The sequence below is a fragment of the Acinetobacter sp. Marseille-Q1623 genome, assembly GCF_902809895.1.
Lineage (GTDB): Bacteria > Pseudomonadota > Gammaproteobacteria > Pseudomonadales > Moraxellaceae > Acinetobacter > Acinetobacter piscicola_A.
Genome location: NZ_CADDWG010000001.1, coordinates 2,205,906 through 2,221,673, shown reverse-complemented (window position 1 = coordinate 2,221,673; position 15,768 = coordinate 2,205,906). Strand labels below are relative to the sequence as shown.

The 15,768-nt window shown below is 37.9% G+C and carries 17 protein-coding genes; 6 read left to right on the top strand and 11 right to left on the bottom strand.

Annotated features, from left to right (window positions below; translation table 11 throughout):
- The first annotated feature begins 45 nt into the window (after nt 1-45).
- A complete protein-coding gene (wrbA, locus tag HUV91_RS10550) occupies nt 46-639 on the top strand; it encodes an NAD(P)H:quinone oxidoreductase (RefSeq protein ID WP_130074380.1) in 594 nt (197 codons plus the stop codon).
- Between the two features lie 335 nt (nt 640-974).
- On the opposite strand, the gene HUV91_RS10545 is transcribed toward wrbA, so the two are convergent.
- The 6 genes from HUV91_RS10545 to HUV91_RS10520 all read right to left on the bottom strand — a co-directional run bounded on the left by HUV91_RS10545 (nt 975) and on the right by HUV91_RS10520 (nt 5,208).
- The gene (locus tag HUV91_RS10545) at nt 975-1,370 is read right to left on the bottom strand and encodes a hypothetical protein (protein ID WP_174493358.1); all 396 of its coding nucleotides are present in this window, start codon (nt 1,368-1,370) and stop codon (nt 975-977) included.
- 170 nt (nt 1,371-1,540) lie between these two features.
- Nucleotides 1,541-1,984 (bottom strand): hypothetical protein, encoded by a 444-nt coding sequence (locus tag HUV91_RS10540; RefSeq protein WP_174493357.1) that lies wholly within the window; start codon nt 1,982-1,984, stop codon nt 1,541-1,543.
- A 2-nt stretch (nt 1,985-1,986) separates the two neighbouring features.
- On the bottom strand, nt 1,987-2,862 hold the full coding sequence (locus HUV91_RS10535; protein ID WP_174493356.1) for an acyl-CoA thioesterase: 876 nt from the start codon (nt 2,860-2,862) through the stop codon (nt 1,987-1,989).
- 135 nt (nt 2,863-2,997) lie between these two features.
- The gene (locus HUV91_RS10530; RefSeq protein ID WP_174493355.1) at nt 2,998-3,573 is read right to left on the bottom strand and encodes a xanthine phosphoribosyltransferase; all 576 of its coding nucleotides are present in this window, start codon (nt 3,571-3,573) and stop codon (nt 2,998-3,000) included.
- A gap of 102 nt (nt 3,574-3,675) precedes the next feature.
- Nucleotides 3,676-4,380, bottom strand: coding sequence for a DUF3108 domain-containing protein (locus tag HUV91_RS10525; protein ID WP_130074385.1), 705 nt, complete (start codon nt 4,378-4,380; stop codon nt 3,676-3,678).
- A 147-nt stretch (nt 4,381-4,527) separates the two neighbouring features.
- On the bottom strand, nt 4,528-5,208 hold the full coding sequence (locus tag HUV91_RS10520) for a hypothetical protein (protein WP_174493354.1): 681 nt from the start codon (nt 5,206-5,208) through the stop codon (nt 4,528-4,530).
- 219 nt (nt 5,209-5,427) lie between these two features.
- On the opposite strand from HUV91_RS10520, the gene HUV91_RS10515 reads away from it, so the two are divergent.
- Nucleotides 5,428-6,312, top strand: coding sequence for an energy transducer TonB (locus HUV91_RS10515; protein ID WP_174493353.1), 885 nt, complete (start codon nt 5,428-5,430; stop codon nt 6,310-6,312).
- A 36-nt stretch (nt 6,313-6,348) separates the two neighbouring features.
- On the opposite strand, the gene HUV91_RS10510 is transcribed toward HUV91_RS10515, so the two are convergent.
- The 5 genes from HUV91_RS10510 to miaB all read right to left on the bottom strand — a co-directional run bounded on the left by HUV91_RS10510 (nt 6,349) and on the right by miaB (nt 11,021).
- Nucleotides 6,349-6,639 carry an antibiotic biosynthesis monooxygenase family protein gene (locus HUV91_RS10510; protein WP_174493352.1) on the bottom strand — a complete coding sequence of 97 codons (291 nt, stop codon included), beginning with the start codon at nt 6,637-6,639 and terminating at the stop codon, nt 6,349-6,351.
- A 5-nt stretch (nt 6,640-6,644) separates the two neighbouring features.
- Nucleotides 6,645-7,754, bottom strand: a complete 1,110-nt coding sequence (locus HUV91_RS10505; protein WP_174493351.1) for a mechanosensitive ion channel family protein — start codon at nt 7,752-7,754, stop codon at nt 6,645-6,647.
- A 178-nt stretch (nt 7,755-7,932) separates the two neighbouring features.
- Nucleotides 7,933-8,418: an rRNA maturation RNase YbeY gene (gene ybeY, locus HUV91_RS10500; protein ID WP_174493350.1), complete on the bottom strand. Its 486-nt coding sequence runs from the start codon at nt 8,416-8,418 to the stop codon at nt 7,933-7,935.
- A 33-nt stretch (nt 8,419-8,451) separates the two neighbouring features.
- Nucleotides 8,452-9,528, bottom strand: a complete 1,077-nt coding sequence (locus HUV91_RS10495) for a PhoH family protein (protein WP_130074391.1) — start codon at nt 9,526-9,528, stop codon at nt 8,452-8,454.
- A 38-nt stretch (nt 9,529-9,566) separates the two neighbouring features.
- Nucleotides 9,567-11,021, bottom strand: a complete 1,455-nt coding sequence (gene miaB / locus HUV91_RS10490) for a tRNA (N6-isopentenyl adenosine(37)-C2)-methylthiotransferase MiaB (protein ID WP_130074392.1) — start codon at nt 11,019-11,021, stop codon at nt 9,567-9,569.
- 264 nt (nt 11,022-11,285) lie between these two features.
- Here miaB and HUV91_RS10485 point away from each other — a divergent pair, with 264 nt between their 5' ends.
- The 4 genes from HUV91_RS10485 to HUV91_RS10470 all read left to right on the top strand — a co-directional run bounded on the left by HUV91_RS10485 (nt 11,286) and on the right by HUV91_RS10470 (nt 15,585).
- On the top strand, nt 11,286-13,274 hold the full coding sequence (locus HUV91_RS10485) for a lytic transglycosylase domain-containing protein (protein ID WP_130074393.1): 1,989 nt from the start codon (nt 11,286-11,288) through the stop codon (nt 13,272-13,274).
- A gap of 45 nt (nt 13,275-13,319) precedes the next feature.
- Nucleotides 13,320-13,982: a ribonuclease T2 family protein gene (locus HUV91_RS10480; RefSeq protein WP_130074394.1), complete on the top strand. Its 663-nt coding sequence runs from the start codon at nt 13,320-13,322 to the stop codon at nt 13,980-13,982.
- A 169-nt stretch (nt 13,983-14,151) separates the two neighbouring features.
- The gene (locus tag HUV91_RS10475; RefSeq protein ID WP_130074395.1) at nt 14,152-15,138 is read left to right on the top strand and encodes a malate dehydrogenase; all 987 of its coding nucleotides are present in this window, start codon (nt 14,152-14,154) and stop codon (nt 15,136-15,138) included.
- Between the two features lie 210 nt (nt 15,139-15,348).
- Nucleotides 15,349-15,585 carry a DUF2789 family protein gene (locus HUV91_RS10470; RefSeq protein WP_130074396.1) on the top strand — a complete coding sequence of 79 codons (237 nt, stop codon included), beginning with the start codon at nt 15,349-15,351 and terminating at the stop codon, nt 15,583-15,585.
- Nucleotides 15,586-15,768 lie beyond the last annotated feature (183 nt).

The window sequence follows — 15,768 nt, the reverse complement described above, 5'->3', positions numbered from 1 at the left end:
CAGAAAAATACCGTATAGTTTTCTTTTTTACATCTTTAAAAAATTATGCAAATGTATGTTTTAGTTCTGTATTACAGTAAATATGGTGCAACCAAAGAAATGGCACATTTAATTGCCAATGGTATTGAAGCAGCAGGGGTTGCTGTAAAAATACGTACCGTACCCAATTTATCAACCGTGGTGACAGAAGCGCAAGCCAGTATTCCAGAAGAAGGTGATATTTATTGTACTTTGGATGATTTACAAAATTGTGCAGGTTTAGCCTTAGGTTCACCAACACGTTTTGGCAATATGGCATCTGAAATGAAATATTTTTGGGATCAGACCACAAGTCTTTGGCTCAATGGTGCTTTACATAATAAACCTGCGTGTGTCTTTACTTCTTCGGGTTCAATGCATGGTGGTCAGGAAAGTACACTGTTAACGATGCTGCCTCCATTGTTCCATCATGGCATGATGATCATGGGTCTAACCAATGCAGAGCCTGCATTGTCGAATACAAAAACAGGGGGGACGCCGTATGGTGCAACTCATGTGAGTGGTCCACGTCATGATTTAAGTTTAAGCCAAGATGAAAAAGTTTTATGTGAAGCACAAGGCAAACGCTTGGGTGAAGTGGTGAAAAAAATGGCACTTTAATATGTGTGCAAGGTTCTCTGGTCTACAGTATTTATATGAGTTGATTAGAGAGCCATTATTTTATGTATTGAATACGAATTAAAACAAAAAAATATGTTCAAAATGCTGATTTAGAAAATCGGAAAATGATTAAAAATACCCAATTTTAATGATATGAAAATTGATCCTAAGACCTTTTAATGGTTTTTTGATCAATGCTATTCATTCGATGATTCAATAGAAGGCAGAGCGATCAAAGTAATTTCATTTCATTTTGGATGAAATTAGAAAGTGAGTGACTTTCACTTTCTAAAATTGAATCTTGTAATGCACAAAGTATTTTTCTGAATGGGGCTCTATTTGAGTTGTTTTTGATTTGCATTTGTATTGGTCGTCATATTAAAACGATGCTTACATTTTTTACATACATAATCTAAATAAATATTCTGGTCGACCATCACCCCCGCTTTCTTACCAAAGCGATGTCCTAAAAATCCACCTGTGATTCCGACACTGATTGCACCGACAAACGTCCCAATCGTGCCTCCCATAATCACGCCTAATGGTCCTGCAACAGTTCCAATCGCAGCGCCAATCGATGCACCTGAAGCAGCCCCGCCGACAGTTCCTGCTGCTGCGCCCGCTGAGCTAAGCAGTACGCCACCTGCTTTTTGCAGTAGTTGTTCATGATTACGTGTTTCGATTTCACTTGAACCACATTTAGGGCAGATTACAACCATTTCATCAGTCATTGATCAGTACTCATTTCGGATAAAGTCCATTTGCCTTTGTCTATTCTGTTGATGCTATTCATTATTAGATTGAATTGAAGTCATGATTTCAATCTTATGACATCTAAATTGTAACTCATTCAAACACTTGATTTTTATCATTCATGTAACAAATACAAAGAAATTTTTGATTATTTTTTAGGGTTTAAATAAATTTTTCCGACATTGATTTTATTGAAAATATGCGGTGAATTTTTTTCATCAGGGACTTGCTGCCAGTACACTTCTGAATAATCATAAATTTTCCCTTCATAGCCTTCAAAGGCGATATAAATTTGTAAAGGACCTTTTAACTTACGCATATTGGGTCTAAAAAATTTATAATGAATTTCAAAAGCAGGCAGTTGAAAAGCGCCTTGAGCAGATAAGGTTTTTTCGAAGCGATGATCCGCAGCCATGTAATAACCAATATCTCCCGTCTTATACGCTAAAGGGTGTCCAGTATGCTGATCATACAAAGTTCCCATTGCTTCAGGATGTAAATAAATCGTTTTGGTTGGGGTAAAGAAATATACAATCAACCCAGTACATGCCAATAAGAGCACCGACATAAGAATAATTTTGGTTTTCATCATTTTTACTGATTTGATCTAAGCGTACGTTGACGCATCAAACTTTCTTGACTAACGCTACATACCAAACGGTCATTTTGCCACATTTCACCAAAATTTAAACCGCGTGCTTGGCTAGAGCGCGTGGCATACATGTCATATAGCATCCATTCATCGACCCGAAAATGATGATGAAAATGTATGGTATGATCTAAACTAGCACTGCGCACACCGCCGTTGGCGTAACTTACACCATGCGGACGTAAAGATGTGGTGAGTAAATTATAATCTGAATAATAAGCTGCAATGGCTTGATGCATTGCAATAGTATCTAATTCACCTTCAATTTTATCAAAACTTCTAAAGTATTCAGCATATTTTGTATCTGCTTTGATGGGGTGAAATGGATTCGCAAATTCAACAGGGTGGATTAATAAGTTAAATTGTTGCATCACAATGGCACGGCGACTTTCAGGAATATCATTCACAATCATCATTTTATGCTCTTGTTCAGGGATGAGTGTGTCAGGGTGAGGATAGTCAGGTGCTGAAATTTGAAACTCTAACCCTTGTTCTGGTTGCGCAAAAGACAGCATTGCTGAAAATATGACTTTACCATCTTGTAATGCGTGAACTTGTCGTGCTGAAAAGCTTGAACCATCTCGTAAATTTTCAACTTTAAATAAAATCGGTAAATCGGTGCGACCACTACGAATAAAATAAGCATGGAGTGAGTGTGCAGGGCGGTCTGTAGTTTTAGAGGCAGCAATCAAAGCTTGTGCTAAAATTTGTCCGCCGAATAAATGTGAACCAAAAAGTTGATTGGTTTGACCTTGGAAAAGATATTGGTCAATTTGTTGCACATTTAATAAATGCGTCAGTTGCTGTGTGAGTGAATCCATTCTGGTGATGACCTAATTTTTGTATTTGTAAATAATATAGTCGAGTCAACTTAAGAAATGAATGAATAAAGTATTTATCCTTTCGATCAGAAATAAAAAAGAGCGCCTAAAGCGCCCAATTTTAAACAGTTACAGTTATTCTTGAACGAAAGTAACTGTACCGTTTGCTAAAGATTCAACACGTGCCAAAGACTCAACACGGTAACCTTTATCAAGAAGTAGTTGGCGACCTGGTTGGAATGATTTTTCAATCACGATGCCAATACCGACAACTTCAGCATTCGCTTGATGGATAAGATCAGCAAGTCCTAAAGCAGCTTGACCATTTGCTAAAAAGTCATCAATAACAAGGGCTTTATCACCTGCACTGATATGCTTTTTTGAGATCGCAATGGTGCTTTCAACTTGTTTAGTAAATGAGAAAACTTTAGAACGATATAGGTCATCTTTTAACGTTAAAGATTGGTATTTACGTGCAAAAATCACGGGAACACCAAGCTCAAGTCCGGCCATTACTGCTGGCGCGATACCTGAAGCTTCAATCGTAATAATTTTGGTAATACCTGCATCTTTAAATAGACGAGCAAATTCCTGACCAATTTGCTGCATCATAACAGGATCAATTTGATGGTTTAAAAAAGAATCGACTTTCAGAACCTGATCAGATAGAACGATACCTTCAGCCAAGATTTTCTGTTCTAGTGCGTACACGGGAAGAATCCTCTAAGGGCAAGGTGCTTTTTCAAGCAAAGGCGTATTTTAAAAAGCACCAAGAAAAAAGCAAGCTCAATTTCACGAAAAGTGGAAAATAGCTTATTTTTTATAGCCTGTCAGAGAAAGATTATAAGATGTCTTACCATCTTGGTGTGACATTTTTACAGGTAAGTAATCCAACTTCGGTGCTAACCAAAAAATCGATTGTTTGGTTTTGTTATCATGAGTGAGTACGACTTTAATAGTATCGAAGGTCCCATAGCTGGTTTTGACAGACTCATTACCTTGTTTGACAAAATGACGTGTGTCTAAACCTTTGGCATCTGCAATGAGGTAGCTTGATTTTAAGCCTGAACCTTTTAAGTCTTCACGAACTTGTAACTCAGCATTTAACTCATCCAATGCACCTGCTTTCCAAGCAAAAGAACGGGCTTTATTACTTTTATTGGTGTTAATAGTTTTGGTACTTGGATTAAACTTGATGGTCATAGTGTCATTATGAACCAAAATTTTACTGGTACGACTGAAGTTATTGGATTGGATTTGACCATTGTTTAAAGAAAAATTACTGGTTTCTGTGGCAGAGGCAATGGCTGCTGCTTTCGCTGCAAATACATAACTCCAATTGTTACCATTTTTGCTCAAGGTGCGGGTAGCCGAACCCATATTTTTACCATTATAGGAAAATTGGTAAGTGGCTTGGAATGGACTCATGGCAAGAGCATGGCTTGAAAAACCTGTGAAGCATATAGCTGCAACAAGCCCTGTGGTAAGACTCATTTTTTTCATTAATTGTGTTGCCATAAGGAATATCCTATGCAATTGACGCGATATAGCTATTATGCGACTGAATTAAGGAGAAAAACTTAGAATTTAAGCAAAATATGTGAATTTGTGTATTTATTTTGCATACATCTATTTCAAAGTTTTCATTTTAAACATGGGCTTAAGCTATTTTTGTTGAATTGGTGTGACATCCGTTTCAATAAAATCATCCTCGGCGGAGTCGTCATCCCAGTCATTACTCCCTACTTTGTTAAATAGTGCCATGAGATTGACATTGCCAATGACCACAAGTTCAGTTTCTCTCAGTTCAGCATGATTAATATGGACTTTGTTTAGGGTATCCATAATTGAGCGTTTGTCACCAAGCCAACGATTAAGGTCTAAATGCAAAAGTTCATCTTTGACAGTCAATACATTAAATTTTTCTAAAATCATGCCCAAAGGGTCTTTTTTTAGAATTTTTTGATAGAAAAATAATGCAGCATTAACCCCAAGCTTATAGAAAAAATTGGGATAAGTTGCTTCAATGACTTCGGTATTGCTAATTTGTTCAAAGACGATGAGTTGCATGTCTTTGTTAAATTCCATTTGAATGAGTTTAAGATCTACGCCTAAGACTAGATGCATGCCTTTAACATTCAATGTTGCATATAAACGTAGCCAATCATTATGTAAGTCAGCATGTAAGTCTTCTAAAATTTCAACATTGTCAGTGACAAAACGTTGAAAAGTAGCATTGAGAAAAACCTGTGATATAGGGAACTCACGTTCTTCTTCAATAAAATCCCCAGCTTTTTGGTAAATACGTTGAATACGTTGAGCAATCTTAGAAAGTAGCGACGGCATAAGTGAGTTCCAAATCAGCTTCATTTTATTCGGTGTATCTTGTCGATTTGTTTAAAATTTCCAAGCTTTATTCTTGCAGTTTAGCAAATTTAGATGCACCATTTTAACGTTTTATTCTAATGATATATTTTCTATTAAAAGCAGCACTGAAAAGTATTAAAAGTGTAATGCTAAAATAGTTTTATTTTTGATTCAGTTGGGGAATGGCGGTCAATTGTCATGTTTAAAAAAATGAAGATTTCATCTAAGGCTTTTTTACCTTGGTGGGAAGACAATATCTTCTTAAGTGCTGTCGTAGTGGCGATTGCACTGCATCTGGTTTTTATTTCATTACAGTTTGCTGAGCCCAAAGAACATGATTTACATCATAGCAAAGACATTGCTGTGACCTTGCGCCCAAGTGCAGATGAAGTCAAAGATGCAGACTTTTTAGCGCAAGAAGACCAACAAGGCTCTGGTGTATTTCGTGAAAAGCACCGTATGTCGAGTGATATGCCCGCACAGACAAAAGATCTAAGCGTTGGTGAGCAAGAGTTAGAAGCGTTGGAAAAAGTACAGCAAAAGCGTGAATTAAAGTTTGAAGAAAAAGTGTTGATGACTGTGCTCAGTTGGCAGAAACAAGCAGAACAAAATGAACGTAAAAAAGCCATGGATGAGCTGCAAAGTCAATTTCAAGCCAAAGCAGCCATGGTGGCGAGTTTAGAAGCACAATATTTACAAAAACAGCAAAATTTTAGTAAACAGCAAAAAATTAAAACTGTGGATGGTATTCAAGCGAAAAAAGACGCTTCAGCAGCTTATTTGGAAAAATTTCGGACTAAAGTGGAGTTGTACGGTAACCGTTATTATCCTGATGAGGCAAAACAACAACGCTTATCGGGTGAAGTTCGTTTAATGGTGATCTTGAATGCTTCAGGCGGGATTCGTGCGATTCGTTTGATTGAAAGTTCAGGGCATCCAATTTTAGATGAAGCTGCAAAAAACTCAGTGCGTAAAGGTGCGCCGTTTGGAAATTTTGATGCCAGTATGAAAGATATTTCTGAGCTGAGAATTATACGAACTTGGCGTTTTGATCCTGCTGAATCTGAGTTTGAAGTACATTAAGGTAGTGAAAAATAAAGATTAATATGATTGATTTTCTCATGATGTATAAGTTCGTTGGATCTCACAAACTTCTACACTAAAGTGTGTATACCATTTTATTTTACCTTGATTTTGTGCAACTTGATGTTCTGCATCTTGTTGCCATAAATGAATATCCTCAAGTGAATTCCAATAAGATAAAGCGATTTCAAGATTATTTTCAGACAGTGCTTCAAATTTTTGACAATTAAATTGAGTTAAAGCTTTTTCTCGAAGTAAATTTGCAGTATTAAAATATTCTTCATCTAATTCTTTGATTCTAGCTTTAAAAATCACAACAAATTTCATGTATTTTACTCGTGTTTATTTTGCTTTGAAAAAGGTTGAGGCAGTAATTGCAGATGTGGATAGGGTACTTCAATTTTGGCATCTTGCAGGGCTTCTTTGACGTGTTCTAGTAACTTTTCTTGAATACGAGGTAAGCGCTCCATTTGATAGGGTTCGAGCCAATAACGCACAATCAGCACGATCCCTGATTCTGCAAATTCACGCACATCAACACTCGGTGCAGGGGTTTTTAAATATTCATCTTCTTGGTCTAAACGCATTAAAATAGCTTGACGTGCTTTTTCAATATCTTCATGCAGTGAAATACGGCAATAACTTTCAAAACGCATTCTTTCATGCGCAGTTAAATTGGTGACCTCGGCATTGGCAACGGTTGAGTTTGGAATAATAATCAATAAATTATCACGGTTACGAATATGGGTCGTTCTGAGTAAAATTTGCGTAATTTTTCCTTCAAATTTATTAATACGCACCCAGTCGCCAATATGAAAAGGGCGTTCTATTAAAATTGTAATACCCGCAATAAAATTAGACAATGTGGACTGAGCGGCGAAACTCACTGCAATCCCGACAATCCCAAGACCTGCCATAATCGAAATAATATTAAAGCCAAACTGTGCCATGATGGCTGCGATGCCAAAAATGACGAGGAGCACAGAAATAATGTTACGTAACAGTTGTTTTAACGAATCATCAATATAAAAACGATCTAAGAAACGCATAGTGAGTTTGGTAAATAGCATCCAAATCATATAAAAGATCAAAGAAACAATCGCAGCGCGTGAAACAGCTTGTAAATATTTTTCAGATAAACCAAATTGCGAAAGAATCGTAATGACTGAGGCAAGTAACCAAAAAAAGTGAATCGTATTGTTGATGATATTTGTAATGATTTGATTAGTATTAAATTTTTTAGATATATAGCGAACAAAAAGCCGTAAAACCCGACTCAGTAGCCAAAAAAATGCGATTAAGATGACGACAATAAAGAGCTTGCTCAATATTGAAGCTGCAAGGATATCCCAATCTAAATCGTGATTCTCTGGCGCACCCATACTTAAATAGATACTGCGTTTGAGGGCATCTAAAAACTCGTTGAATAGGCGGTCGAACATGATTTAAGTGATGAATTATCTAATATTTTTAGGGACTTTGACAGTATAGATAAAAGGTGTTTGCGGTGATAGAACTAACTTTTGTAATTTTACCGTATAAGTGTAACGATTTTCCTATTCTCAAATAAAAGCAAGATAAGCAATGCTGACATTACTTATCTAGCAAGGAAAGTTGATATTAACTTTCTTTGATGGTGTAAGGATTATCGAAACCTAATTTTGCCAAAATCTCAATTTCTAAAGCTTCCATTTCCTCAGCATCAGCTTCAGAAGTTTCATGGTCATAACCCATTAAATGCAAAGTACCATGCACCAGCATATGGGTGAAATGCTCAATCGGTGTTTTTTCTTGTTCAAGTGCTTCTTGTAAAACCACAGGAATACAAATCACCAAATCACCAATGGGGAATGTATCTAAGATTTGAGCCATTTCATCAGGCAAATCACTTGGGAAAGACAGAACATTGGTTGGTTTGTCTTTGCCACGATATTCTAAATTGAGTTTGTGACTTTCATCGACATCCACACAGGCAATACCAATTTCACAATCACTTTGTGTGTCAATAAAGCGCAGTGTCGTTTCAACGACTTTTTTTATATAGGCACGTTTGAGTACCAATTCAGGTGCCTCAAACGCTTGTTGTAACGATAAACTAAGTTTCAAAATGAATCCTTAACTTTAACCATGTATAACGTTTTAGTCCTGTGCATCTGCTTTGAGATCATTGTCTGCGATGAGGGCTTGTTGTAGCGCTTTACGCTCAGCACGTGCAGCAGAACTTAAACGGTGTTGTTCACCTTCCCATCCTTCATAAGCTTCAACAATTTTTTGAACCAATTGATGACGAACAACATCACGAGAATGGAAACGTGTGATATGAATTTCTTTGACATTTTCAAGTACACGCAGTGCATGCGCAAGACCTGATTGTTGACCACGTGGTAAGTCAACTTGGGTAATATCTCCCGTAATGACAGCCCGTGAACCAAAACCTAAACGCGTTAAAAACATTTTCATTTGTTCAGGTGTAGTATTTTGCGCTTCATCCAAAATAACAAAAGAATGATTTAAAGTACGACCACGCATATAGGCGAGGGGAGCAACTTCAATGATTTGACGCTCAATGAGTTTTGCGACTTTTTCAAAGCCAAGCATTTCATACAAGGCATCGTAAAGTGGGCGTAAGTAGGGATCAATTTTTTGAGTTAAATCGCCGGGTAAAAAACCTAGCTTTTCACCCGCTTCAACAGCAGGACGGACGAGTAAAATTCTTTGAATTTCGTTGCGCTCAAGCATGTCGACTGCGGCAGCAACAGCAAGATAGGTCTTACCCGTACCTGCAGGACCAATCCCGAAAGAAATGTCACTTTGTAAAATACGTTGTACATAACGTTTTTGGTTGATGCCGCGTGGATTAACACGCCCTTTAGGAGTTTGCAGCCAAATGGCTTCAAGCCCTGTATGTTCGTTATCTGATAAATCAGCTTGTAACTCTCGGTCAGTTTGACTGCCTTGAATCATGAGGTGAACGGTATCTGCACTAATTTGAGCAGAAAATTCAGCTTCGTCATATAAACGTTGCAATAAAATTTCTGCTCTTTCAACAGCATCTAATTTCCCATCGATAAAAAAAGCTTCACTTCGATGGGAGATTTTGACCTCTAAACGTTGTTCTATTTGTTTCATATGGCTGTTATAAGCACCAAGCATGCTTTTTAAACGTTCCATAGAAATGCCAGGAAAAGCTACTGTACGTCGAATTTCGGCAGTCAAGAGATATCCTTTTTATAAGCTTAATGGATAGCTCTACATTACGACACGTCAGGCTCAAGATTCAAGAGTTCACCATAAACTAAATTTAAGGTTTTAATCTCTGTGATCTCAATCTCTGCAAAGCGTCCCACCCAATTCGCATCGCCAATAAATGTTACTAAACGTGTATTGTCTGCGGTTCCAACCAATAAATTAGGATCTTTATTGGAAACACTCTCAATTAGAACGCGTTGGATGGTTCCAAGCATGGCATCAGTTTTTTCAATACTGGATTGTTTAATCCATTGTTGAACTTTAGCCAAGCGTTCTTTCTTGACAGACTCAGGCGTTTCATCTGCAAGTTCAGATGCTGGCGTACCTGGACGTTTTGAATAGATAAAACTATAAGAATGGTCAAAATCTAAATCTTGAATAAACTGATAAGTTTCTTCAAAATTTGCATCAGTTTCACCAGGGAAGCCAATAATAAAGTCTGAAGATAAATGCATATCTGGGCGAACTTTACGTAACTTCGCAATTTTATCGATATAAACATCGATAGTATGGTTACGTTTCATTGCTTGTAACACATCATTTGAGCCACTTTGTACAGGCAAATGTAAATGTGAAACCATTTGTGGCAAGTCGCGGTAGCATTGAATCAAATCATCATTAAATTCAAGTGGATGTGAAGTTGTGTAACGTAGACGACCAATCCCTGGAATTTCCGCGACTAAACGCAGTAAATCTGCAAAGGTGCAGATTTCACCTTCAAAGGTTTCACCACGGTAACCATTCACGTTTTGACCTAAAAGGCTAATTTCACGCACGCCTTTTTCAGCTAAACCTGCGATTTCAGCTAAAACGTCATCAAGTGGACGAGAAACTTCTTCACCACGTGTATATGGTACAACACAGAAAGAGCAGTATTTTGAACAGCCTTCCATGATCGAAACAAAAGCTTTAAAACCTTCCACACGTGGTTCAGGTAAAAAGTCGAATTTTTCAATATCTGGAAATGAAATATCGACCAATTTAATTTTTTCTTTTTTTGGTTTTTCGACTTGATCATGATGTTGATCAAGCATTTGTGGTAAACGGTGTAAGGTTTGTGGACCAAAAACCATATCGACATATGGCGCACGTTTTTGAATATTGTCACCTTCTTGCGAAGCAACACATCCACCGACACCAATCACTAAATCTGGATTTTGTTCTTTCAATTTGCGCCAGCGACCCAATTCAGAAAACACTTTTTCTTGTGCTTTTTCACGAATTGAACAGGTATTCATTAGGAGAATATCTGCATCTTTAGGATCAGTGGTCAGTACATAACCGTGTGAATCGCCTAAAAGATCTGCCATACGATGACTGTCATACTCATTCATCTGACACCCTTGCGTTTCGATATACAGTTTTTTCACTGTACCGTCTGCTGGGGTGTGCTGTGGCTGGAGAACAGTGTTTTCTGAGGCAGCTTTGGCACCATTGGGGATGAAGGTTTGAACCGTCATGGAGGTGTTTATCCTATATAAAACCAAAAATTAAATGGAGTGACGTTTCGTCAAACCAATAAAGTAGCGCATTTTACAGTATTTACATACAAAGCCATAATAAAAATCTATACAGTAAGATGAATATTCAAATTATGCTAAAAAAGAACGAAAAATGGATAAAATTAATAACGTTGAATCATAAGGTTACACAACAGAACAGTAGAAAAGCATGAGAATAATTAAACTACACGTTATTTCGTGCGATGTTGAAAAAGGTTAACCATGCAAGATAACAATACCTTGGTGAGAGAAAACGTGTTAAATCAAAAATCAATCAAAAAAAATAAAATAACATCGTGTGTTTTAGGTTTAGTTGCATGTGCAGGTTTACAAGTCACGCAGGCTGTAGAAGAACAATTTAATGATGTACTTCGTAATGCCAATAATCCAGCAGCTTTAGAGCAATACAAGTATTCCATGCAAAATGATGCATTAGGATATTACCCGGAATATTTCTCGTTAAATTCAAATTTAGCATTTCAACCTGCTGCAAATATTGTGAGCTTTGCACAGCGTTACCCACAGTCTGCTATGGCAGAAAAGCTTGCTGCAGATTATGTCGAAGAAAAAGTGAAACAAGCCGACTTTGCGAGTGCTCAACCTGTTTTGGCTTATGTGTCTAATCCAGACCAAGCAGAAAGTTGTGCTATGGCACAAGTACGTGCCAAAACAGGCGATTCCTTAGTCTTTGCTGAGTTTAAAGATGTTTGGTTGGCGACCAATTCTCAACCTGAATCATGTAATGGCTTAGGTCGTTTAATGTTGTCTAGTCCGTTATTGACGGCTGAAGATCGTCAACAGCGACTCTATGCACAGCTTCGTGCGGGGCAGTCTGGACAAGCCATTGCTACCGCACAGTCGATCGGTGTTAATCTTTCATTGGCACAACTTAATCAGATTCAAGCCAATCCATTAAATTATTTATGGACAGCACCTAAAGCTAATGTTACAGATTATGCTTATATGATATTTGCTTTAGGGCGTGCTGCGGACACTGATTTAACCTCTGCCTTACAGTCTGTGCCACGCCTTGCTCAGGGTGTGCCAGATACAGTACAAAAGTATTTATACCGTACAGTCGGTTATATCGGCGGGACAACGGTGATGAAAAATAATTTCAATCGCCAAGTCTTAGAAAGTTTAGATGCCAGTTATGGTGTGCCATTTAGTGCAGAAGAGGCTGAGATTTATGCACGACAAGCCATTCGTTTTGGCGCTTGGGAAAGTGTCATTCGTGCGATTGAGAGCATGAGTGTCACGCAGAAACAAGAAGATCGTTGGCAATATTGGTTAGCACGTGCATCTGAACAACGGGGTGATAAATCCTCGAAAAAGACAGCCGAAGAAATTTTTAAACGTTTGGCAATGTCAGGCGATGATTACCATAATCTCTTAGCAAGAGATCATATTGGTCAAAAATATAATGACGGTTTGAGTCAGGAACAACCATCGTCAAGCGATGTGCAACGTTTGAATCAAGATATTCATTTCCGCCGTGCATTTGCCTTAAAAAATATCAATGCCAATCCGAGTTATACCAATCGTGAATGGAACTGGGCCGTGCGCCAAGCGTATTTAAAACAAGATGATGGTTTATTGCTTGCTGCTGCACAACGTGCGACGAATATGGGGTGGTATGATCGTGCAATTTATGCAGCAGACCGTACTAAGAAAAAGCATAACTATAGTTATCGTTATGCCACACCACATCAATCTTTGGTTGTCAGTCACAGTCGTAATGTTGGCATTGACCCTGCTTGGGCATATGGTTTGATGCGTCAAGAAAGTCGTTTTGTCACTGCGGCTCGTTCACATGTGGGGGCAGGTGGTCTGATGCAAATCATGCCAGGGACAGCAAAGCAAGTTGCACGACAAATGGGTGAAACCTATAATCCTGCCGCACTGAGTGATCCAAATACCAACATTCGCTATGGCACATATTATTTATCTATGATTCAACAACAGTTAAGTAATAATCCTGTTTTAGCGACAGCGGGGTATAATGCAGGCCCAAACCGTGCTAAACGTTGGCAGCCAAATGATCGCAGTTTAGCCGCAGATCAATATACTGAGGCGATTCCACTGAATGAAACACGCGATTATGTAAAAAATGTGATGACCAATGCGGTACATTACGGCATGTTACTCGGGCAAGGACCACAAGTCATTGAAAGCCGTATGCCAAATATTGCCATTCGAGCTTTTGAATAACAGAATTGGATGATTTTGTAATAAATTTTTGTGTGCATGGTTACAATGAAGAACGTTGTGTTGAATCGCTTGAAAAGAAAAATTCGTGTGTGGGTATTGATCTGCACAGGATTTTTCTTATTTAAAATGGATGCATCTGCTGCACCCGCACGACCACAAGGTTATGTAATGCAAATACAGTTGACGCCAGCGGTTTGTGCTTTGGATAGCTCTAAACAAAAGCAACGTAAATGTTTAGAAGGCTATTCACTGACCATTACAGGTTTACTACCTGAAACCACACAAAAAGATTGCCAAACATCTTCATCTGCAACACTTACGCCACTACAATCTAAAGTTGTTGCTCGTGTGATGCCCGATCAAAATGCACGAACCCAACTTTGGGCGAGTGTTGGAGGGTGTGTCCCCATGAATGCGAGCCAATATTTTAGGACAATGATTAATTTGGCTGAAAAATTAAAAATTCCTGCTGATCTGACCAGTGCAGACAGTCGAGTGGTGTATCACAATCAATTAAAAGCACAATTTACTAAACTGAACCCAAGTTTGCCTTCAAATAGTCTGAATTTTATTTGCCAAAGCAGTCGATCAAGCACAATTTTGACTGAAATCGAAGTCTGTTACAAAGTAAATGGTCAATATAAACAATGCTCAAGTCAATTAGTTTCAAATTGCCCAAATAGTTTTTCCATAAAAGGTGCCTATTAAGGTTTTGAAAGCACTTATTTATTTTTCCTATAATACTTTTGTTGAAAATCATTTTCTTTTAAATGCATAACGCCAAAGATTGGAGTACAATCTTTGGCGTTTATGATAATTCGATTAAATGGAAATAGTCCTTTAATCACATTAACGATCCTCAATTGGAGATAATTACATGAAGCAAGCAGTTCGTGTTGCCGTTACTGGCGCTGCAGGTCAAATCGGTTACAGCTTATTATTCCGTATCGCTAGTGGTGAAATGCTTGGTAAAGACCAACCAGTTATCCTTCAATTATTAGAAGTTCCATTTGAGAAAGCTCAAGCTGCGCTTAAAGGCGTAATGATGGAACTAGACGACTGTGCATTCCCATTATTAGAAGGCATGATCGGTACTGATGATCCTAAAGTTGCATTTAAAGATGCTGATTATGCACTTTTAGTTGGTTCACGTCCACGTGGTCCAGGTATGGAACGTGCTGAATTACTTAAAGTGAACGGTGAAATCTTCATCGGTCAAGGTCAAGCATTGAATGAAGTTGCAAGCCGTGATGTTAAAGTTCTTGTTGTAGGTAACCCTGCAAATACTAACGCTTATATCGCAATGAAATCTGCACCAGATCTTCCTGCGAAAAACTTCACAGCAATGTTACGTCTTGACCACAACCGTGCGTTAACTCAACTTGCTCAAAAAGCGAACGTTGCAGTTTCTGACATCAAACACATGACTGTTTGGGGTAACCATTCTCCAACAATGTATGCTGACTACCGTTTTGCGACAGTAAACGGCGAAAGCTTAAAAGACAAAATCAATGATGCAGAATGGAACAAAGATGTGTTCCTTCCAACTGTTGGTAAACGTGGTGCTGCGATCATCGAAGCACGTGGTTTATCTTCTGCTGCATCTGCTGCAAACGCTGCGATCGACCATATGCGTGATTGGGCGCTTGGTACAAACGGTGAATGGGTAACGATGGGTATTCCTTCTGATGGTTCTTATGGTATTCCTGAAGGTGTAATGTTCGGTTTCCCTGTAACTTGCGAAAATGGCGAGTACAAAATCGTTCAAGGTCTTGAAATCGACGAATTCAGCCGTGAACGTATCAACTTCACTTTAGAAGAGTTAGAAGGCGAACGTGCAGCAGTTGCTGACATGGTTAAATAATTGAATTTTTAAGATCGTTGATCTTTTAGATTGAATTAAAAAAAGCACTCCATTTGGGGGTGCTTTTTATTGGTATTCGTTGATAAAAATGATTAACAAACAATAACAAGAATAAAGCAAGATCATGCTGAATTTAGAATAAAAAACAGTTAATTTTAAAAGTGATATCGTCAATTTAAACTTTAACAATAAGCAACGCAGGAAAATAATATGTTTGATGAACAACCAACACTTAAATTGTTATTTGATCAATTGGGATTGGATTCAGATCAGGCTTCAATTGATCAATTTGTTGCAACACATCAGCTACCACAAGGGGCGATGCTACATGAAGCGAGTTTTTGGAGTGATTCACAGCGTGAGTTTATTGCAAGCCATTGGCGTAAAGATGACGATTGGGCTTTGGTGATTGATGAACTGAACGAGTTATTGGCAGATAAGTCTTAGATTTTAAATAGAATGTCTATGCTTTCTATAAGTGTGTGAAAATTAATCACAAATTGAAACAACAAAAAATAGTCTTAGGACTATTTTTTTTGTCTAAATTCTTATAAGTTGGTTGTATAAGGAAATACAATTTTATTGATATAAATTTATTGGATAAGCTTCATAAATGTTTGAACGATAAAA

Bases quoted from the DNA above. Each gene is read 5' to 3' on its own strand.
- wrbA (WP_130074380.1), top strand. From the start codon at position 46: ATGCAAATGTATGTTTTAGTTCTGTATTACAGTAAATATGGTGCAACC.
- HUV91_RS10545 (WP_174493358.1), bottom strand. From the start codon at position 1,370: ATGACTGATGAAATGGTTGTAATCTGCCCTAAATGTGGTTCAAGTGAA.
- HUV91_RS10540 (WP_174493357.1), bottom strand. From the start codon at position 1,984: ATGATGAAAACCAAAATTATTCTTATGTCGGTGCTCTTATTGGCATGT.
- HUV91_RS10535 (WP_174493356.1), bottom strand. From the start codon at position 2,862: ATGGATTCACTCACACAGCAACTGACGCATTTATTAAATGTGCAACAA.
- HUV91_RS10525 (WP_130074385.1), bottom strand. From the start codon at position 4,380: ATGGCAACACAATTAATGAAAAAAATGAGTCTTACCACAGGGCTTGTT.
- HUV91_RS10520 (WP_174493354.1), bottom strand. From the start codon at position 5,208: ATGCCGTCGCTACTTTCTAAGATTGCTCAACGTATTCAACGTATTTAC.
- HUV91_RS10515 (WP_174493353.1), top strand. From the start codon at position 5,428: ATGTTTAAAAAAATGAAGATTTCATCTAAGGCTTTTTTACCTTGGTGG.
- HUV91_RS10510 (WP_174493352.1), bottom strand. From the start codon at position 6,639: ATGAAATTTGTTGTGATTTTTAAAGCTAGAATCAAAGAATTAGATGAA.
- HUV91_RS10505 (WP_174493351.1), bottom strand. From the start codon at position 7,754: ATGTTCGACCGCCTATTCAACGAGTTTTTAGATGCCCTCAAACGCAGT.
- miaB (WP_130074392.1), bottom strand. From the start codon at position 11,021: ATGACGGTTCAAACCTTCATCCCCAATGGTGCCAAAGCTGCCTCAGAA.
- HUV91_RS10485 (WP_130074393.1), top strand. From the start codon at position 11,286: ATGCAAGATAACAATACCTTGGTGAGAGAAAACGTGTTAAATCAAAAA.
- HUV91_RS10480 (WP_130074394.1), top strand. From the start codon at position 13,320: ATGAAGAACGTTGTGTTGAATCGCTTGAAAAGAAAAATTCGTGTGTGG.
- HUV91_RS10475 (WP_130074395.1), top strand. From the start codon at position 14,152: ATGAAGCAAGCAGTTCGTGTTGCCGTTACTGGCGCTGCAGGTCAAATC.
- HUV91_RS10470 (WP_130074396.1), top strand. From the start codon at position 15,349: ATGTTTGATGAACAACCAACACTTAAATTGTTATTTGATCAATTGGGA.